Genomic DNA, 20179 nt, shown 5'->3' with positions numbered 1-20179 from the left:
ATACTAAAGGCTTAAGGAAGTGGCAATGGAATTCATTTTAATTTTTAACCTTATGGCTCAAGGTCTGGTTCCACTATTTTTTTCTTTTTCGGTTTTCCAATTGTTTTAGCTGCCCAAATTAACCATAGTTGAGCTGCAATAAATATTGTCGCATAAGTTCCTGCTAATAAACCAATGAGTAACGCCAATGAGAAATTTCTAATTGATTCTGCGCCAAAGATATATAGTGCAATTGCAGCAAAAATGACGGTTAATACTGTATTAATTGTACGTGCCAACGTTTGAATAATACTGTTATTCACTATTTTTGCCAATTCATCAAAGTTGCGGACCGGCTTTTTCCTCCGTTTCAAATTTTCACGGATCCGGTCAAATGTAACGATTGTATCATTGATCGAATAACCAACAATTGTTAATACAGCTGCAATATACGTTAAATCGACCTCTAATTTCGTAAAGCTAAAGAAGGCAATGACAAAAAAGGCAGCAAATAATACACCTATAATGGAAGCAAAACCAAAATAAAACTCAAATCGTATTGCAACATAGATTACAATTCCAATAGCTGCAATTGCGGTTGCAAATAATGCATTTTTCGCAATTTCTTTTCCTACAGTCGGCGAAACTGTACTAATATTTGGATCAACTCCGTATTTTTCTGTAAAATAACTTTTTACTTTAGTTATATCATCTTTGGAAAATTCTCCGATAAATCTTGCAATTGCAAGTTTTCCATCTTCACCGGCAATTGTAATATCTTTTGGTGTAAATCCAAGTTTTTCAAAATCTTGTTCAACCACTTCTTTAGTTAACGCTTGTTGGTCATTTGTCATAATTTCAACACGGGCACCACTGGCAAAATCGATGCCAAGGTTCAATCCTAATGTAAATAAAGCGATAACGCCTGCAATAACTGTTGCAGCCGAAGCAATTAAGAATGGCTTCCTTATTTTAATAAAATCTAATTTTTCAAAACGTTTTTCAATAATAAACGTTTCATCCCCAACTTCATTTATATCGCGGATATCACGTTTTTTGACACCAAACCAACCCGGTTTATTATTTAGGAAACGGCTTTTAACCCATAAATCAAGGAGCCATCTTGAACCGTAAATGGCTGTTAAGAAACTAATTAAAATACTAATAATTAATACTGTTGCAAAACCTTTGACAGAACTTGTCCCATAAATAAATAAGACAATTCCAGAAATTAAAGTGGTAATATTCGCATCAAATATTGTCGTAAACGAACGTTCATTACCTGCACGAAAGGCAGCCATCACTGATTTACCAGTTTTCAACTCTTCTTTAATCCGCTCTGCAGTAAGGATATTTGCATCGACTGCCATGCCCACCCCAAGAATAAGAGCAGCAATACCTGGCAACGTAAGGACCGCATTCATCCAATCAAATACAAGCAAAGTTAAGTAAATATAAACTGTTAGAGTAATAACAGCAATTACTCCTGGGAAACGGTAATAGAAAATCATAAATGCATAGATCATTAAAATACCAATAATCCCAGCATAAATCGTTTCATTTAATGCATTTTTACCAAATTGCGCTCCAATGGAAGTTGAGAAAATCTCATGCAATTCCACTGGCAAGGAACCTGCATTTAAAAGATCTGCTAATTGTTTAGCTTCTTCTACAGTAAAATTCCCTCTAATCATTACATTTTTCGTATTGAGCACTTCATCAACTGTTGCCGCTGATAAATATTTTTGCTGTCCTGGCTCTTTTTGGGATTCAGCAGCAAATGAATCAACACCTTCTTCAAAGTCGAGCCAAATGACTAATAAGTTGTTCGGCTTCATGCTCAATACTTGTTTTGTAACTGCTCCAAACTTATCAGCATCATTTAAAGTAAGTGTTACAATTGGGTTGCCATTTTCATCGAATGATTGGGCTGCACCGCCCTCTTTTAAATCAGCCCCGCTTAACAACTCTTGGTCAAACACATCTCTAAACGTAAGCTTGGCCTGGGTCGATAAAATTTCCCGAGCTTTTTGTTGATCGTTGACCCCAGCCAGCTGAACGCGAATACGATTTTCACCTTCAATTTGAATATTTGGTTCACTTACACCTAAAACGTTGACCCTTTTATTTAATGCGCTAACTGTACTTAATAGTAGATCGCGGTCAACTTTTTGATTTTTATTAATAGGCTCGACCTCATACAAAATTTCAAAGCCGCCTTGAAGGTCAAGACCTAATTTAATATTTTTTAAAATACCTTCAGTTGTGGCACCCATCAAACTGCCTAACAACAGGACGATTAAGAAAAAGGCCACAATCCGTCCTTTTTTCACCATAATAGTTCCTCCTTCTAGAACAAAAAGCGCTGATGCAGCAGAAATCACCAAATCATTGTAAATCTACACGAAAAAACAACGGGTTATTCCCCGTTTCCACCATCGCAAATTTTATGTAAATAAAATAAATTCAATATGTTCATTATAGAAAACTCGCGCAATAAATGTCAATTTGTTCTCAAAATTGACATTTATTTCTCATTTTCAAACGTATTCATGTTGCAACGGTTATGAAATTTGGCATGATTCTGAAACCAATTACTATTAATACTGCAACCACAATTTCAATCACATTTTAAATTTCTTCCTCATTAAAATACTGGCTGAAATAATCCGGTCCTTTGAAAGCTTCTATTGTCAAATAGCTCATATATTCACTTACTTTTAAAGATAAAATATCGGCAACTACCTCATGAAGCTGCTTGTCTTCTTTTTTCTTCCATTTTTTAACTTGCAAACAATCCCATAGCTCCTCCATTGTAACACGGTCATAGCCTAAAAGCTTAAACTCTTCCATTTTGCTTTGAAGTGCAGGTTCTACTTGTTGTTTATAAAAATCGATGGGATGCCTGGCACCTTCCATGTTTTCCCCTCCCAATCAAAACTTGTCATGCTTGCCTCTTGCTATCGCATATAAATTATTGTAACGAATATCGCTACAAATTTGAAGGCAGGGACGGAAATGTCTAACAAGTTTAAACAGAGTTTTTTACGAGGAACGCTCATATTAATAATGGCCGGACTTATTACACGTTTTCTCGGTTTTGTGAACCGTATTGTCGTAGCAAGAATAATGGGTGAAGAAGGCGTCGGCCTTTACATGATGGCACTGCCAACTTTTCTTTTAACGATTACGCTCACCCAATTAGGTTTGCCAGTTGCCATTTCAAAACTTGTTGCCGAAGCTGATGCGGTTGGCGATCAACGGAAGATAAAAAAAATACTCGTTGTTTCTTTAGCCATTACTAGTGTCACTAGCATCATTTTTACTGTCGGGTTAATAATAGTCGCTCCAATTTTGGCCCACTCGCTTCTTACCGACGATCGTACGTATTATCCATTGATGGCGATCGCACCGATTGTACCGATCATCGCCTTATCTTCAGTATTGCGAGGTTATTTTCAAGGCTTACAAAATATGCGGCCTGCCGCTTATTCCCAAGTCATTGAACAAATTGTACGAATCGCTTTAGTGGCTGTCTTTACAAAAGCTCTTTTGCCTTATGGAGTAGAATATGCAGCAGCAGGTGCCATGATTTCTGCCGTCTGTGGCGAATTTGCATCCTTGCTTTATATGATCGCCATGTTCAAAAGGAAAAAACGAATCAAAGTACGAAGAAACTTTTTTCAACAAATAAAAGAGGGCAAAAATACTTTAAATGACCTTTTAAGAATTGCATTGCCAACAACGGGAAGCCGCTTAATCGGATCTATTTCTTATTTTTTCGAACCGATCGTTGTTTCCCAAAGTTTGGCTCTTGCCGGCATCGCCACAACTGTAGCTACAAAACAATATGGAGAATTGACCGGTTATGCGATACCGCTGCTTTTATTACCATCTTTTGTTACCACTTCGCTTTCAGTTTCATTAGTCCCAGCCATAAGTGAAGCGGCGGCAAGAGGACAATTTTTATCCATTGAACACCGCTTACAGCAAGCTCTGCGCCTAACATTAGTTACCGGCGGGTTATCAATGGTCGTCTTGTACGTATTTGCTAATCCAATCATGGAATTGATGTTCCGTACTACAAAGCCTGCTGTGTTTGTGCAAATGATGGCGCCATTTTTCTTACTTTTATATTTTCAAGGTCCATTACAGGCAACACTTCAAGCACTTGACCTTGCAAAAGCTGCCATGCTAAACAGTTTGGTTGGTGCATTCGTAAAAATTGTCGCCATTTTCGCTTTTGCCTCTAGACCTGAATTCGGTATTATTGGAGTGGCCATTGCAATAATTCTTGGCATTTTGTTAGTTACACTTCTCCATTTTGCAACAATTATTAAAACGATCAGCTTTACGTTTTATGTTAAAGATTTTATAAAAAGTATTGTGACGATGATTGCTTCCGGCATCATCGGAGGTTATGTATTTGAACATTACTTGTTAGAAGCCTCTCTACCTGTTCGAACAGTCATTGGAATTTTAATAACTTCCATTGCTTATTTTGTATTTCTAGCAGCATTTCGATTAGTCGTCAAAGAAGAGGTAAAACGAATACCTGTTTTTGGTTCGAAGCTAGCACTTTTCTTCCCAAATAGAAAAAAGCGATGATATTTGAAAATAGTCAATATGTTGTAATTTTAATCAAGTAGACTAAAGGGAATAACTAACTAAAACAATGTAATTTATAAAGGTTCAGGTCAAGTTTCTATCGAATTCATTCCTAATTGATGTAAAATTACAAAGGCTTCCATTTTGGGAAGCCTTTTCATTTAATTTTCATTTACATCTTAAGGATTAACCGCAATCGCAGTAGGAGATGAGCCAACTGGAATATTTGAAATGATTGTATTCGTTATTCCATCTATAACTAAGACACTATTGGCTGATTGATTGACAACATAAACTGTATTTGTCAAAGGATTAACACCAACCCCCTCAAGAGTTCCTCCTCCTGGAATCACCTCGATGACCGAATTCGTAAATCCGTCAATAACTGCAATATTCCCAGAGATGTGTGAAACGTAAATACGGTTTGTAAAAGGATTCACATCAATAAATACTGGGTCCGCTTCAACCGTTATCGTATCGACTACTGTATTGGTAGTTCCATTTATAACTGAAATGGTATTAGAACCATTGTTTACCACATAAACCGCATTCATTAATGGATTGACAGCAATACCGAAAGGGTTAGTCCCTACAGTGACAGTTGCAACGACTATATTGGTATTTCCATTAATAACTGAAACTGTATTATCGTCTCCATTTGTAACATATATTCGATTAGTGATAGGATTTACTGCAAGTAACCTTGGTAGATTACCAACTGGAATAGTCGTAATTTCAGTGTTTGTAAATCCATCAATAACCAATACAGTATCACTTCCTGAATTTGCTACAAAAATCCGATTCGTCACTTTATTTACGGCAACACCTATTGGTAAATTTCCTGCACTTATAAAATCTATAAACATATTTGTTTCTCCGTCAAAAACACTGACACCGCCAAAAAGGCTATTTGTTACGTAAAATCTATTCGTAGCTGGATTTACAGCGATATCTGCCGGAAATAATCCAACTGGAATATTATCAACAACTGCATTAGTAAACCCGTCAATCACTGATACCAAAACAAAAGCATTTAAAACATATATTCTATTTTCAGAAATTATGAAATTGGAGCCTGATTCACCTTGTGGTCCTTGATCGCCTTGCGGACCTTGGTCGCCTTGGGGGCCTTGGTCGCCTTGCGGACCTTGGTCACCTCTTGGACCTTGATCGCCTTGGGGACCTTGGTTTCCTCTTGGACCTTGATCACCTTGGGGACCTTGATCACCTTGGGGACCTTGATTACCTTGTGGACCTTGGTCACCTTGTGGACCTTGATTACCTTGTGGACCTTGGTCACCTCTTGGACCTTGATCGCCTTGGGGACCTTGGTTTCCTCTTGGACCTTGATCACCTTGGGGACCTTGATCACCTTGGGGACCTTGATTACCTTGTGGACCTTGGTCACCTTGGGGACCTTGATTACCTTGTGGACCTTGGTCACCTCTTGGACCTTTTTTTCCTCTTGGTCCTTGTGGTCCTTGAGGGCCTCTACATCCTTTGTGATTTTTCTTTTTCTTCTTTTTTTTCTTTTTTCTTTTATGCTCATCTTCGCAACAATTACAATCATGTCCATTACATTTTCGGCAAGGCAATTTTTTATCACCTCATTTCCTTTTTGTTATTTAAATATTAAGCTTGTTTACTTTTGGTAACGGCTTGTATATAGTGAAAACATAAAATCGGTCGCACGATGCAATAAAAAAGGATGAAATAAAGCTATTTCATCCCCATGTTCATCTATGCTCTTTTTCCGGTCATATTTACACCGATCATTCCACCTAATACTGCTGTAACAATATAACCAAGATGGTAAAGTAATTGTTCAATCGAGAATCCAGTTTGATATCCTAAAAACTGAACAAGAAATACTAATATCGTAAATAAAAGACCTGTTCCACCCCCGACAAGCCAGCCTTTTTTCTTCCCTTTGCCTCCTGAAACGAATCCACCAATAAATAGTGCAAGAAATGAAAGGGTTAAAACAACCCATGTTAACGACGATTCTTGAATATTTGAAAACCGAAGCAAAAGAGATAATACAACACTAGAGACAATTACAATAATAAATGTTGTGATGACACCATATAAAATTGCCGAGAACGAATTTTTTTCCATTTATCCGCCTCCTTTACATACCCTAAGGGTTGTTCAACCTTTATTAAAAACTTATTCAGCTTGGCATATTTTAGAACAAATGAAATGGAAAAACTTTGATTCATCATTATCAATAAAAAGCGACAAACTAATAGAGATATTAAGTTATTGCAAATAATGAGCTTTTAAGAATATAAGGAGTGCGGTTATAGATGGAAGTATGGACGATCGTATTTCGAACTTTTTTCCTTTACATGTTGATGGTAGTTATCTTCCGATTAATGGGTAAAAGAGAGGTCGGAGAATTAAGCCTTTTAGATTTAGTTGTTTTTATCATGATCGGTGAACTGGCGGTTCTTGCTATTGAAAAGCCGAATCAACCATTATTCATTACGATTTTACCGATGTTGTTGCTCTTAGTCATTCAACTTGCATTGTCCATTCTTTCTTTAAAAAGCCAGAAAATCCGCGATTGTTTAGATGGCCATCCGTCTTTAATCATTGACCAAGGGAAAATTAATGATAAAGAGATGAGAAAACAGCGCTATAATATTGATGATCTTTTAACGCAGTTAAGAGAAAAAAATATAAGAACTGTCGCTGATGTTGAATTTGCAATTTTAGAAACTTCAGGTAAACTTTCGGTTTTTGAGAAAAACAAAAATAATAATGAGGAAAATAGAGGAGCAAGTCATCCTTTTCCGTTAATAAAGGATGGAAAAATTCAAGAAGATCAATTGAAGCGCATTAATCGCACAAATTTATGGCTGCGCCAAGAATTGAGGAAGTTAGGGTATAGAGATATAAAAAAAATCACGTATTGTACCATCGATGGAAACGGAGAGCTTTTTGTAGATATTAAAGATGAAAAATAGTGATATTAGTGACAACTAACTCCCACTATAAGTAACAAATGGGAGTTGGCTGAAATGACGTATGTCTCGCCTTCTTGTATGTGATTTTAAAATGTACCAGAGTTTTGATGACTTTTTTTGCAAGGTGCCGCACTCAAGTTTTTTCTATCTTAAGTAAAGAAGGCTCCAAAAAGGAGCCTTTTCGATTAGTCATTTTTTACCTCGCGAATGGCTGCACGGTCATATGTTAACTTCGAGCCGTCTCCGCATCTAATGACAACTTTGTCCTCATCAATTGAATCGATAATGCCATGAAGGCCACCAATTGTAACAACTTTATCATTCTTTTGGAGATTCGCTTGCATTGTTTGAATTGCTTTTTGACGCTTTTGCTGTGGACGAATTAGCAAGAAGTAGAAAATTGCAAACATTGCAATCAACGGCAATAATTGCACAAGTGTATTCATCTATGAATCACCCCTTTCAGACATATCTATGTATTTGATTAAATGAGAGTAGACCTATTCACGCGGGATAGCCTCATGTTAGAAATTTTTCGCATCAGGACGATTAAAACCGTATCTCTCGAAAAATTCCTCACGGAAATCTCCAAGGCGATCCTCACGAATAGCTTGTCGTACTTGCTCCATTAATTTTAACAGAAAATAGAGATTATGGTAAGTAGTAAGCCTAATTCCAAATGTTTCATTGCATCTAATTAAATGGCGGATATAGGCCCTCGTATAATTTTTACATACTTTGCAATCGCAATTTGGGTCTAAAGGCGAAAAATCTCTTGCATATTTCGCATTTCTTACAACAAGACGCCCACCGCTTGTCATTACTGTGCCATTTCTTGCAATACGTGTTGGTAAAACACAGTCAAACATATCAACGCCGCGAATGGCTCCGTCAATAAGTGAATCAGGAGAACCAACACCCATTAAATAGCGTGGCTTGTTTTCAGGAAGAAGCGGTGTCGTAAATTCAAGCACTCTGTTCATAACGTCCTTTGGTTCCCCTACAGACAAACCGCCAATTGCGTATCCAGGAAAATTGAGGGAAATTAAATCTTTTGCACTTTGCTTCCTAAGTTCTTCGTATTCTCCACCTTGGACGATGCCAAATAAGCCTTGATCATGCGGGCGTGAATGAGCTTTTAAACACCGTTCCGCCCATCTCGTTGTTCGTTCTACCGACTGTTTCATATACTCCGGTGTTGCCGGATATGGGGGACATTCATCAAATGCCATTATAATATCAGATCCTAATGCATTTTGTATTTGAGTTGCTTTTTCAGGTGAAAGGAACAACTTATCACCGTTTAGATGGTTGCGAAAATGGACGCCCTCTTCCGTAATCTCACGCAAATCGCTTAAACTAAATACTTGAAAACCGCCCGAATCAGTTAAAATAGATCCATCCCAATTCATAAATTTATGCAAACCGCCAGCTTCCTGAACAATATCTTCCCCCGGTCTTAACCATAGGTGATATGTATTGCTTAAAATAATTCCAGCCCCGATTTCTTTTAATTCATCCGGACTCATTGTCTTAACCGTAGCAAGGGTTCCGACTGGCATGAATACGGGCGTTTCAAATGTACCATGAGGGGTCGTCACGCGTCCGAGTCTTGCTCCGGTTTGTTTACATTTTTTGATCAATTCATAGCGAATTGCTGTCACTTCATTTGATCTCCTTTCTTGCGCTAAATAATCAGCATCGCATCACCAAAGCTAAAAAAGCGATATTTTTCTTTCACGGCAGCTTCATAGGCATGCAAAATCTGTTCCCGACCTGCTAATGCACTAACGAGCATCACCAATGTTGATTTTGGTAAATGAAAATTGGTGAGCATGCCGTCAATCGCTTTAAACTGATAGCCTGGGTATATAAAAATTTTTGTCCACCCTGAAGCTTCCTTAAAATAACCATTGTTTTCCGATGCAATCGTTTCTAATGTACGCGTCGATGTTGTCCCTACTGCAATAATTCTGCCGCCTTTTGATTTGACATCGTTTAATAGATCAGCAGTTTCTTTAGGCATACGATAAAACTCTTCATGCATGTCATGTTGTTCAACTGTATCGACTTTGACAGGGCGGAACGTGCCAAGACCAACATGGAGTGTTATGTAGGCAATGTGGACTCCTTTTTGTTCGATTTCTTGCAAAAGTTCTTTTGTAAAATGGAGCCCTGCAGTTGGAGCAGCTGCCGAACCACGTTCTTTCGCATAAACCGTTTGATATCTTTCTTTATCTTTGAGCTGTTCTTTTATGTATGGAGGTAGCGGCATTTCCCCAAGAGATTCTAATACTTCATAAAAAATGCCGCTATATATAAATTCAAAATAACGGCCGCCATACTCGCTTTCACCAACACATTTTGCTTGAAGACGGCCATCTCCAAAGGTCAGCATTGTCCCTTTTTTCACTCGTTTGGCTGGTTTTACTAGAGTTTCCCAAACACCATCAACTTGGTTTAATAATAGCACTTCAATTTTTGCCCCAGTGCCTTCTTTCGTTCCAAAAAGTCTTGCAGGTAAAACACGTGTATCATTTAATACAAGACAATCGCCCGGATGCAAATATTGAATAATATTTTTAAATTGTTCGTGTTTATATTCTCCAGTTTGCTTGTTTAAAACCATGAGCCTTGATGCCGTCCGGTCTTCCAAAGGCTTTTGGGCTATTAGATCTTCAGGTAAATGAAAATCAAATAAATCTACTTTCATGCTAGTCTCCTTATGAAAAATTTAGCGAAAACGTCCGATTACATAAAATATTAACGATAAAACAATACTAATAACAATTGATGTTACAATCGGGAAATAAAAAGTAGTATTTCCTTTTTTTATCACAATATCTCCCGGAAGTTTGCCAATGAATTGCCACAAAGCTCCGACAATAATTAAGATAATGCCCATGAGCATTAACATTTTCCCCATTACTTTGGCACCTCCATATGGAAATGTTGATAGGCCTGAGGTGTTACAACCCTACCGCGTGGTGTTCGCACTAAGAAGCCGATTTGTAAAAGATATGGTTCATAAACCTCTTCTATTGTATGTGCTTCTTCTCCTATTGTAGCCGCAATCGCTTCAAGTCCAACCGGCCCTCCTTGAAACTTTTCAATAATTCCAAGCAGTAATTTATGGTCAATATGGTCTAAACCAAGTGGATCAATTTGAAGCTGTTCGAGTGCGTTGAGAGCCAATTCCATTGTTATTGTACCATTCCCTTTTACTTGTGCAAAATCGCGAACTCTTTTTAACAACCGGTTAGCAATCCGCGGCGTTCCTCGGGAGCGGCGCGCAATTTCTTCTGCAGCTAGACTGTCAATTTCTACGGAAAAAATATCAGCTGTACGTGTTACAATTTTTGCAAGTTCATACACTTCATAGTATTCCAACCTACAATGGACACCAAATCGATCTCTAAGAGGAGCTGTCAATAGACCGACTCTAGTTGTCGCTCCCACCATTGTAAACGGAGGTAAATCTAGTTTTATCGATCTTGCACTTGGCCCTTTCCCAATGACGATATCAATACAGAAATCTTCCAGTGCTGAGTATAACACTTCCTCGACACTGCGATCTAGTCGATGAATTTCATCAATGAAAAGGACGTCCCCAGGCCCAAGAGATGTTAAAATTGCTGCTAAATCACCTGGGCGTTCGATCGCTGGACCGGAAGTTGTTTTAATTTGTACATTCATTTCATTGGCGATAATTGTTGCAAGCGTCGTTTTCCCCAAACCAGGAGGACCATAAAGCAATACATGATCCAATGATTCATTACGCATTTTTGCAGCTTGGATAAATACTTGTAAATTTTGTTTTACTTTTTCTTGACCAATATATTGTGTTAAAAACTTTGGACGCAAGCTTTGCTCAAACAAATCTTCATCCGCTGTGTAATCACTTGAAATCAATCGCTCAGTCATTGAAAATCATCCCCTATCTTAAGAGCAACTGCAAAGCTTTTTTAATATATTGATCTGTCGGCAATTGTTCTTCTTGCAAGAGCGGAATCACTTTTTGAATCTCTTTTTCAGCATAACCAAGTGATTTTAAAGCTTCAATTGCATCCTCTAATTCATGAGAAACCGAAGTGCTTTTTTTATTTAATTGTTCATGATTAAATAAATTTGGCATAAATTCAGAACATACATCACTCAGTTTTCCTTTTAAATCTAAAATCATTTGTCGTGCTGTTTTCTTACCGACACCCGGAAACTTTACTAAATACTTTTCATTTTCTTCTTCGATCGCTTGAACAAGAAGATCAGGCTGTCCAGCTGCCAAAATTGCCAGGCCGCCTTTTGGACCAATTCCTGACACGTTCAACAATTTAGCAAATAAAGTCCGTTCCTGGCGGTTTTCAAAACCGTATAACGCAATCATGTCTTCCCTAACATATTGATATGTATAAATTTTAATTGTTTCATTTAAATATTTTTGAAACAAATAAGGATTTGGCGTAAAAATTTGATAACCAATCCCAGAAACGTCCACCACAATATATTCCGGATTTATATAATCGACTTTTCCTTCTACAAATTCAATCAAAGAAAACCTCTCCCTTATTCTTAAGCGAACATGTATTTCTATATACTTTTAACATTCTATCATATATAAATTATATAGTAGAGCCCAATACAACAAAAGTTAAGTCATAAATTCGTTTTTTTAGACAAAAAAAGCTAGGCACCCTGAAGCCTAGCAAGTTGATCTATTGTTTGACAGAAAGTGTTTTAAAGCTTTCAATCACTTGAATATAATGCTCTTTTGATACAACAGGTATTCCTTTTTTCAATTCCTCCTGCTGTCTGCTTTCTAGTTTACTAACATCTATTTGAAAAAACGATTGAATGACTTCCTCTGATTCTCCTGGCACTCCTTTAAAAATGGATAAAATTCCATCTTCAGTAATTCCAAAATATCCGTTTGCTTTTAAAAAGGGGGAAATATCATCAATATTTTTTTTAAATGTAATTTGACCTTCTGTTTGGTCAACGAGTTGCCAATCGCTATACTGTGCCCAAAAATCTTCCATTGACCAAATGGTTTCTTCCACAATTTGTTCACTAATGTTTCCATCAAGGTAATGCTCTTGTAAAATCACTTTCAAAGTTAAAGGTGCAACTTGATTATGTAATTGTTCCGATTGATCTTTTTCAACATTTTCTTTTACTCCATTATTTTCTGCTGCCGTATCTTGAAAAATTAGAAAAACTGCCAAGGCAACGAAAAGAATCTTAATGGCAATATTTACGACAAGCGATTTTTTAAATAAAGGAGCCATTTTTGTCACCTCGATTGGTAATATAGGCGATGAATAAAAAAACTTCTATTCTGGTACCACTAATAGTGTTACCAATGAATAGAAGTTTTATCCGATTATACCAACATTATTTTTTGCGATTATATTCATGTTCTGTTATTACTATTACTTTGCGGCCATTGGACATTCCAGAAACGACACGTTCAACCTCATCTTTTACTTTTTTATTATTGATATGGTCTGTATCGATAACAACTAAAATTTGATCTCCATCAATAATAGCATGGACATTTTTTACATTTGGAATATGCTCAACCCGATCGACGATTTTCTGAGCTATAACATTGTCATGACCCGTTTCATACGATTTAGTTGGCACTCCATTATAGTACGTATTTAATTGGCCATGGTAATTATAGTCGCTATACCCATAATTACCACGTTTTGAAACTGCCTTGCCATCGTTTGCTAAAAACTCTCCGGCATTCATTGCGAAATTTTGAAAGGTATTTCGTTGATCATTAAATCCTCTATCATTGACATTTGTAAAAGCATTGCCATCTTCAAATTCGTCATTTCTCACATATTCGGTTGTATCAAAAAGATCGTAATCATTTTGCGGGTGTTCTGCTAATAGGTTACAACCTGAAAAGACAGCTACTCCAGTAAAAATGAGCATAAATAAGATAATTCGTTTCATGGAATAAGCCTCCCATGCCAACAGTATGAAAAAAGGGATATTGACATATCCCCATTTTTTAAGTTGGCTTTTGAAGGCTTATTTTATACAAGCTATTTCAAGCCGATTGTATTTTCTTCCAGTATTTAAAATTTCGGAGGCGCCGCTGCTAGTTTCCGCTTATGTTCAGAGCGTTTATGTAATCTTTCGATAATTTCACGATCTTTTTCCGGAATTTCTTCTCCACGCAAAAACCGGTCAATCATCTCATACGTTGTCCCCATTTCATTTTCATCAGTTTGTCCTTCCCATAAGCCGGCACTTGGCGCTTTCGTAATAATCGGTTCCGGAACCCCTAAGATTCGCGCCATTTCCCTTACTTCCCCTTTCGTACAATGAACAAGCGGGACAAGGTCAACACCACCATCACCATATTTTGTAAAATATCCTGTATACCATTCGGCAGCGTTATCAGTGCCAACAACTAAATAACGATAATTATTTGCAAGTGTATACAAAGTGCTCATTCTTAGACGAGCTCTTAAGTTGGCATCCCCTAATTGAGCACCACTTTCATCAAATTCTCCACGCTGTTTTATTTCATGATTAATTTTTGAAAGTAAAAGCTCATGAACATCTGTTAAATCAACAGTCATTGCTTTTATTCGAGCACTACTTACAACGAGCATAGCATCTTCAGCATCTTTCGAATTGCTTTTGCAAGGCATGATGACACCAAGTGAATCATCAGGAAAAGCTCTTTTAATTAAATGCGCAACGACTGCAGAATCAATGCCACCTGATATTCCGACAAGTGCTCCTTTTGCACCTGCATTATTCACTTGCTCCCTAATCCATTCCACGAGACCATCAATTTTCCGTTTCATGTTTAATCCCTCTCAACATTTTTTGTTTTATCTTACCATGATGACTATTTATTGTACAAACTGGAATTTTGGTGAGAAAGCAGGCATTTATAGACCGCAGCAGATGGTATTCATTGTACAAATTGGTATTTGCGACTTCTCAAAAAGTAGTTCATTTTTACACATACCCTTTCATTTGCCAATGGTAGGGCCCAGCAGTCTCGTACTAAAATGACTTAAGCTCTTGATTTTAACACTTTCATTTAATCGTTGTGCTAGAAGCCTTATGAAAAAATATTTTGCTACGATCCAATAGATAATATTGCATCATCGTTTTGTGTATTATGTAAACAATGAATATACGAGAGGAATTTACGAAAAAAACTGAAATAATTTTGAGGGAAGAACCAATCAAAACTTATTACTGGAGACTTTTTTTATATCTTTTCAATTAAGAAATCCGATTCAAAAAATAAAGAGGAGATCAATCGCTTTACCTCCTCTTCTTACCTTCTTATTTAGTTCTTACCAATTGGCATCATCATTGTCATCTTCTAATTCATCATCTTGAGTGCCCGAATCCGGTCCAATATTAGCTTGTGATGAATCTTCTCTAAATTCAGGTTGTGTATTTTCGAAACGGGTAGGCATTCCTGCCGCATCTCCAAACATTCCTTGCATTCCATATCCTAATTCACTGCCAAACGGTGAATAATAACCTGTTGGGGTGCCGTAATAGCCCATTGGCATCGCTCCGTATCCTGCTGGGGTGCCTACTGGTGCCCCGTAATAACCTGTTGGCATCACACCATATCCTGCCGGGGTGCCTACTGGTGCTCCGTAATAACCTGTTGGTACCGCTCCATATCCTGCTGGGGCGCCTGCCGGTGATCCGTAATAACCTGTTGGCACCGCTCCATATCCTGCTGGGGTACCTGCCGGTGATCCGTAATAACCTGTTGGCACCGCTCCGTATCCTGCTGGGGTGCTTACCGGTGCTCCGTAATAACCCATTGGCATAGAGCCGGATCCACATCCACAATCAGCTTTAGTGGCTGGTTTCATTCCTAGTTCTGCACCTTGCCATGTGTCTGCACCCATTGGTGCCGTTCCCATAGGTGGCTGTACTTCAGGACTATAAGCAGTTGGCATTGTCATTTTTGGTCCACTACAACCACAATCGCTACTATCTGCGCCAGATGATGTCGAAAGACCTGGATACATTTGAGCTGTTACTTCATCTACATCATCTTCGTTATCTGTCATTTGGCCAGCAACAGCCGCATCAGGCGTAGGTGTTCCCCCATAGGTTCCAGGCATCATTGGTCCAACTCCTGCAAAAGGCTGTATTCCCCAATGTGGCGGGCAAGGAGGTGGCGGACATGGAATGGATCCCGGATATCCAAATGGTAAGCCGCTTCCTGGCAATAATCCAGTTACAGGAACACATGGTGAATACGGTTGCGGCATAGGCATAGCAGGAGGTGCTTGCGGTTCTTCAACTGGTTTTTCTTCTTTTTCAACTAGTTTTGGTGCTTCTTTAACTTTTTCTTTCTTTGGTAATGGAATAGTTGGGTAAGTAGGAATATTAAATGTATAATTATACATATTTTGTTCAATATTATAATCGATTTCAGGTTGTTTAACAGGTTGTGGTATTGGTATAAACTTCGGTACTTGCATTACTGGTGGCGGAGTTGGTTGTACAGGTTGAGGCGCTTCTTTTGGCATTTCTTTAGGAATTTCTTTTGGAATCTCTTTCGGAACTTCTTTCGGAGTTTCTTTCACAATTGGGATTTCTTTTTGTTCATGCCCAGGAATTTCTTTTTTCTTTACTGGTACACTTCCTGTAGGAATTTTTATTTTCATTCCTGGCATAATCATATCCGGATTACTAAGGTGGGAATTCACTTGCTTCAACTCATTGAAATCGACACCATATTTTTGGGCAATTTTCCAAAGTGTATCGCCTTTTTGAACGATATGGATCTTCACTGTGGATGAACCTCCTCTTAAAAAAGTCTTTACCATTATATGGGCAAAAGTAATAAATGCTACTTTATTTTCTTACATAACAACTTATGCTATAAAATTTTCATTTATGTATGACTTCTTTTCTATTAAAAAAGGCCCGGCAACTAAACTGTCAACCGAGCCTGTTAATCATATTAAACATGTTGAAGCATTTTATTTAATGCAAGCATTGCTTCTTTCGCAATGTCTTTACTAACTTTGATTTCGTTTAAAGGTTCATTTTTCTCAATTGATTCAAGCGCCCATAATAAATGCGGCAAGTCAATGCGGTTCATTGTTAAACAAGGACACATATGCGGGTTTAATGACACAATTTCTTTATCAGGGTGCTCAGCAATAATTCTTTTCACAAGATTCATCTCAGTGCCAATTGCCCACTTGCTTCCAGATGGAGCATTTTTGATCGTATTAATAATATAATTTGTGGAACCATTATAATCCGATGCTTGGACGACTTCATATGTGCACTCAGGATGAACAATAATATTCATATCCGGTTTCGTTTTCCGAATTTCTGCAATGTTTTCTACGGTAAAGTTTTCGTGAACAGAGCAATGGCCTTTCCATAAAATAACTTTGACATCTTGTAAATCCCCATCATATTCAAATGTTTCAGCAATCGGATCCCAAACTGCCATTTGCTCTAAAGGAATGCCTAAGGAATAAGCTGTATTTCTTCCTAAATGTTGATCCGGCAAAAATAACAATCGTTCTTTTTGCGTGAATGCCCATTCGATCATTTTTTTCGCATTGGAAGATGTAACAGTTGCACCGCCATGACGCCCGCAAAACGCTTTAATCGCTGCCGTTGAGTTAATATACGTAATCGGAAGAACAGTATCTCCATAGATTTCTTGAATGGCTTTCCATGCCTTTTCCGTTTGCACAATGTCTGCCATATCAGCCATTGAGCAGCCTGCCCTCATATCTGGTAATATAACAATTTGATCCTCTCTAGTTAAAATATCTGCTGTTTCAGCCATAAAGTGAACGCCGCAAAACACAATATATTCTGCCTTTTCATTTTCAGCTGCCAACTGGGCCAACTTTAATGAATCACCAGTTGCATCAGCAAATTGAACAACTTCATCTTTTTGATAATGATGACAAGGCAAAAATAATTTTTCACCAAATGCCCGCTTAATTTCCCAAACCCGCTCTTCCATCTCTTTGACACTCATATTTTTATAACGTTCAGGAAGCATTGTTTTCTTAGTATTCGCTAATACATCAAAAATTCCCATTATTTCAATCCCCCTTCAAGATTAAAACTGATGTCGAGTGCAGATACAGAATGTGTGAGCATACCTAAAGAAATGTAGTCAACTTTCGTATCCCGATATAAACCGATGGTCTCTAAAGTTACGCCGCCAGAAATTTCTGTTACTATTCCTTTTGGAACGAGTTTTACAAACTCAGCTACTTCTTCCGGGGAGCGATTGTCAAACATAATTACATCAGCTCCGGCTTCAATTGCTTCTAACACCTGTTCTTTTGACTCTGTTTCTACCTCAATTTTCACCATATGCCCTGCTTGTGAACGAACTTTGGCAACCGCTTCCTTAATGCTTCCTGCAAATGTAATATGGTTATCTTTAATCATAACCCCGTCGTATAGACCTAAACGATGGTTAAATCCACCGCCACAGCGGACTGCGTATTTATCAAACATTCGAAGACCTGGCATTGTTTTTCGTGTATCACAAATTCTTGTGTGATCGCTATTTAAAGCTTTTACCGCTGAATTCGTAATCGTGGCAATTCCACACATGCGCTGCAATAAATTTAAAATTACCCGCTCGCCGCTTAGTAAATAACGGACTGGCCCTTTTACCGATGCAATAATGTCTCCTTTTTTAATAGGCTCACCATCTTTTTTATATAAAGAAACTTCGATAGATGGATCAAAAAGGGCATATGCCTCTTTAATAATTTCAACCCCTGCAAGAATGCCGTCTTTTTTTACTAAAAAATTCCCTTTTGAAACTTCATCCAATGGAAAAATATAAGAGCTAGTAATATCAAATTCTCCAAGATCTTCAATGAAAAATTCTTCTAATTTTTTTCGTAATTTTATCTTGTTCATCGTTGAGCATACTCCTTATTTTTATCAGATTTTGTAAGCTGTAACGAGACAATTTCTTATGATTTTCTTCTTCGTCCATTCAGCCTTTTCTTCAGGAAAATCTATTCGAAAATGGCCTCCACGGCTTTCTTCCCGTTCCAACGCTGACGTTGTAATTAACCAACCAGCTTGCACCATATTATAAATTTCAATTTGTTCATTCGTTAAATGCTCTGGAAGAAAAGCACCAATATCAGGCAGCAAATATTGTTCAAACCATGATTTTGCATGTTGTAATCCTTTTCCATTACGAATGATGCCAACGTATTTCATCATCACCGCTTGAATTTCCTCTTTAGTCGGCAATGAAAGGATATCCAATTTCCTATCAACCGGCTCTAATATTGGAATTTCAGTTTCGTGTTTTTGCTGTAAAAGATAGTCTGCCAGTTCGTTAGCAAAGACAATTCCTTCAAGAAGCGAGTTACTTGCTAAGCGATTGGCACCGTGTACACCAGTACATGCAACTTCACCTATCGCATATAGGTGATCAATGGACGTTTGCCCTTTGAGATTAACTTGAACACCCCCCATTTGGAAATGGGCACCCGGAACGACCGGAATTTTGCCAGCATTTAGGTCAATACCGCTTTGCCTGCACATTTCCGTAATCGTAGGAAAGCGCTTTGCAAAATTTTTAATCATTGAAATATCTAAAAATATTTGTTCACCATTTAACACGGCCCGATGTATTTCCCTTGCTACAATGTCCCTTGGAGCCAAGTCTTCTTGCGGATGAATACCTTGCATTAACCGTCGTCCATCTTGCGTTATAAGGACCGCTCCTTCGCCTCGAACGGCTTCAGAAACGAGCCCTTTAACCCCGCCATTTACATAGAGCAATGTAGGGTGAAATTGGACAAACTCTAAATCTACTAAATTAGCCCCCGCCCGATAAGCCATGGCGATGCCATCACCTGTTACGGTCGGATCATTCGATGTGAATTCAAAAAGTCCGCCACAACCCCCTGCCGCTAAAATTGTATCTGCTGCATAAAGCGGCTGAACAGCTCCTGCTTTTGTTTTCACTTTTACACCGTAACAGCAATTATTTTGAATGAGGAAATCTACAGCAAGTACATCTTCAATTAGTTTTACATTCGCTTGATTTTGCAAACGGTTTAACATGAAACGAACAAGCGCTTGACCTGTCGCATCACCGCCAGCATGGAGGATTCTCCTTCTTCCATGGGCTCCTTCTTGTCCAAGCAATAGGTTCCCGTTTGCGTCTTTATCAAATTCCATCCCGTCTTCTATCATTTTATTGAGGTAATGAGCCCCTTTTTCCACTAATAGTTGAACGGCATCCTCATCATTATGATAGTTTCCGGCAATCATTGTATCTTCAAAATGGTTTAACCAGTGATCGCTTTTCGAAATAGCAGCAGCGACACCGCCTTGAGCTCTATTTGAATTATTATCCTCTTTTTTCGACTTTGTGATAATTATCACATTCTTCTTTCGACTTAAACGCTCTGCAACTACTAACGCAGCGATGCCACTTCCAATGATGACAACATCTGCGTTATATCTGTCGGCCATCGCTAAACCTCCACATCTTCGAAAATATGGTTAATTTACACATGTCTTGACACTTATATTTACACATATTTAAACTAAAGACAAGACTTTTTTTTGAAAAATTAAATCTA

At 38.0% G+C, this 20179-nt stretch carries 19 protein-coding genes; 2 read left to right on the top strand and 17 right to left on the bottom strand.

The window, feature by feature from the left end; translation table 11 throughout:
* Positions 1 to 50 precede the first annotated feature (50 nt).
* Together secDF and HR057_RS00155 are read right to left on the bottom strand one after the other, a co-directional pair.
* Positions 51 to 2315, bottom strand: a complete 2265-nt coding sequence (gene secDF, locus HR057_RS00160) for a protein translocase subunit SecDF (protein WP_173729381.1) — start codon at positions 2313 to 2315, stop codon at positions 51 to 53.
* 295 nt (positions 2316 to 2610) lie between these two features.
* Positions 2611 to 2898, bottom strand: coding sequence for a post-transcriptional regulator (locus tag HR057_RS00155; RefSeq protein WP_173729380.1), 288 nt, complete (start codon positions 2896 to 2898; stop codon positions 2611 to 2613).
* 99 nt (positions 2899 to 2997) lie between these two features.
* Between HR057_RS00155 and spoVB the strand changes: the two genes are divergently transcribed.
* Complete coding sequence (gene spoVB, locus HR057_RS00150; RefSeq protein WP_173729379.1) at positions 2998 to 4587, top strand: stage V sporulation protein B; 1590 nt, start codon at positions 2998 to 3000, stop codon at positions 4585 to 4587.
* 179 nt (positions 4588 to 4766) lie between these two features.
* On the opposite strand, the gene HR057_RS00145 is transcribed toward spoVB, so the two are convergent.
* Positions 4767 to 6182, bottom strand: coding sequence for a YVTN family beta-propeller repeat-containing protein (locus tag HR057_RS00145; protein ID WP_173729378.1), 1416 nt, complete (start codon positions 6180 to 6182; stop codon positions 4767 to 4769).
* 145 nt (positions 6183 to 6327) lie between these two features.
* On the bottom strand, positions 6328 to 6705 hold the full coding sequence (locus tag HR057_RS00140) for a TIGR04086 family membrane protein (protein ID WP_173729377.1): 378 nt from the start codon (positions 6703 to 6705) through the stop codon (positions 6328 to 6330).
* A gap of 191 nt (positions 6706 to 6896) precedes the next feature.
* Between HR057_RS00140 and HR057_RS00135 the strand changes: the two genes are divergently transcribed.
* Positions 6897 to 7559, top strand: a complete 663-nt coding sequence (locus HR057_RS00135; protein WP_173729376.1) for a YetF domain-containing protein — start codon at positions 6897 to 6899, stop codon at positions 7557 to 7559.
* A 185-nt stretch (positions 7560 to 7744) separates the two neighbouring features.
* Here HR057_RS00135 and yajC read toward each other — a convergent pair whose 3' ends face one another.
* The 13 genes from yajC to nadB form a co-directional block, all read right to left on the bottom strand.
* Entirely contained in the window at positions 7745 to 8005 is a 261-nt protein-coding gene (gene yajC / locus HR057_RS00130) for a preprotein translocase subunit YajC (RefSeq protein ID WP_173729375.1), read from the bottom strand.
* Between the two features lie 78 nt (positions 8006 to 8083).
* Positions 8084 to 9223: a tRNA guanosine(34) transglycosylase Tgt gene (gene tgt / locus HR057_RS00125; protein ID WP_173729374.1), complete on the bottom strand. Its 1140-nt coding sequence runs from the start codon at positions 9221 to 9223 to the stop codon at positions 8084 to 8086.
* A gap of 23 nt (positions 9224 to 9246) precedes the next feature.
* Positions 9247 to 10272 (bottom strand): tRNA preQ1(34) S-adenosylmethionine ribosyltransferase-isomerase QueA, encoded by a 1026-nt coding sequence (queA, locus tag HR057_RS00120; protein ID WP_173729373.1) that lies wholly within the window; start codon positions 10270 to 10272, stop codon positions 9247 to 9249.
* Between the two features lie 21 nt (positions 10273 to 10293).
* Positions 10294 to 10485 (bottom strand): DUF2905 domain-containing protein, encoded by a 192-nt coding sequence (locus HR057_RS00115; RefSeq protein WP_173729372.1) that lies wholly within the window; start codon positions 10483 to 10485, stop codon positions 10294 to 10296.
* Positions 10485 to 11483, bottom strand: coding sequence for a Holliday junction branch migration DNA helicase RuvB (ruvB, locus tag HR057_RS00110; protein WP_173729371.1), 999 nt, complete (start codon positions 11481 to 11483; stop codon positions 10485 to 10487). The genes HR057_RS00115 and ruvB overlap by 1 nt, the downstream gene beginning before the upstream one ends.
* Before the next feature lie 13 nt (positions 11484 to 11496).
* Positions 11497 to 12108 (bottom strand): Holliday junction branch migration protein RuvA, encoded by a 612-nt coding sequence (ruvA, locus tag HR057_RS00105; RefSeq protein WP_173729370.1) that lies wholly within the window; start codon positions 12106 to 12108, stop codon positions 11497 to 11499.
* A 163-nt stretch (positions 12109 to 12271) separates the two neighbouring features.
* Complete coding sequence (locus HR057_RS00100; protein ID WP_173729369.1) at positions 12272 to 12844, bottom strand: intercompartmental signaling factor BofC; 573 nt, start codon at positions 12842 to 12844, stop codon at positions 12272 to 12274.
* Between the two features lie 106 nt (positions 12845 to 12950).
* Entirely contained in the window at positions 12951 to 13523 is a 573-nt protein-coding gene (locus HR057_RS00095) for a YhcN/YlaJ family sporulation lipoprotein (RefSeq protein ID WP_173729368.1), read from the bottom strand.
* 125 nt (positions 13524 to 13648) lie between these two features.
* Entirely contained in the window at positions 13649 to 14389 is a 741-nt protein-coding gene (gene nadE, locus HR057_RS00090) for an NAD(+) synthase (RefSeq protein WP_173729367.1), read from the bottom strand.
* Between the two features lie 504 nt (positions 14390 to 14893).
* Entirely contained in the window at positions 14894 to 16363 is a 1470-nt protein-coding gene (gene safA / locus HR057_RS17265) for a SafA/ExsA family spore coat assembly protein (protein WP_329955792.1), read from the bottom strand.
* A gap of 173 nt (positions 16364 to 16536) precedes the next feature.
* Positions 16537 to 17646, bottom strand: coding sequence for a quinolinate synthase NadA (gene nadA / locus HR057_RS00080; protein ID WP_173729366.1), 1110 nt, complete (start codon positions 17644 to 17646; stop codon positions 16537 to 16539).
* Positions 17646 to 18488, bottom strand: coding sequence for a carboxylating nicotinate-nucleotide diphosphorylase (gene nadC, locus HR057_RS00075; protein WP_173729365.1), 843 nt, complete (start codon positions 18486 to 18488; stop codon positions 17646 to 17648). The genes nadA and nadC overlap by 1 nt, the downstream gene beginning before the upstream one ends.
* A 24-nt stretch (positions 18489 to 18512) precedes the next feature.
* A complete protein-coding gene (nadB, locus tag HR057_RS00070; RefSeq protein WP_173729364.1) occupies positions 18513 to 20069 on the bottom strand; it encodes an L-aspartate oxidase in 1557 nt (518 codons plus the stop codon).
* Positions 20070 to 20179 lie beyond the last annotated feature (110 nt).

It is taken from the genome of Calidifontibacillus erzurumensis, from assembly GCF_013303125.1.
GTDB lineage: Bacteria > Bacillota > Bacilli > Bacillales > Bacillaceae_J > Calidifontibacillus > Calidifontibacillus erzurumensis.
The sequence above is the reverse complement of the archived record's forward strand: the minus strand, read 5'-3'. Positions and strand labels throughout refer to the sequence as shown.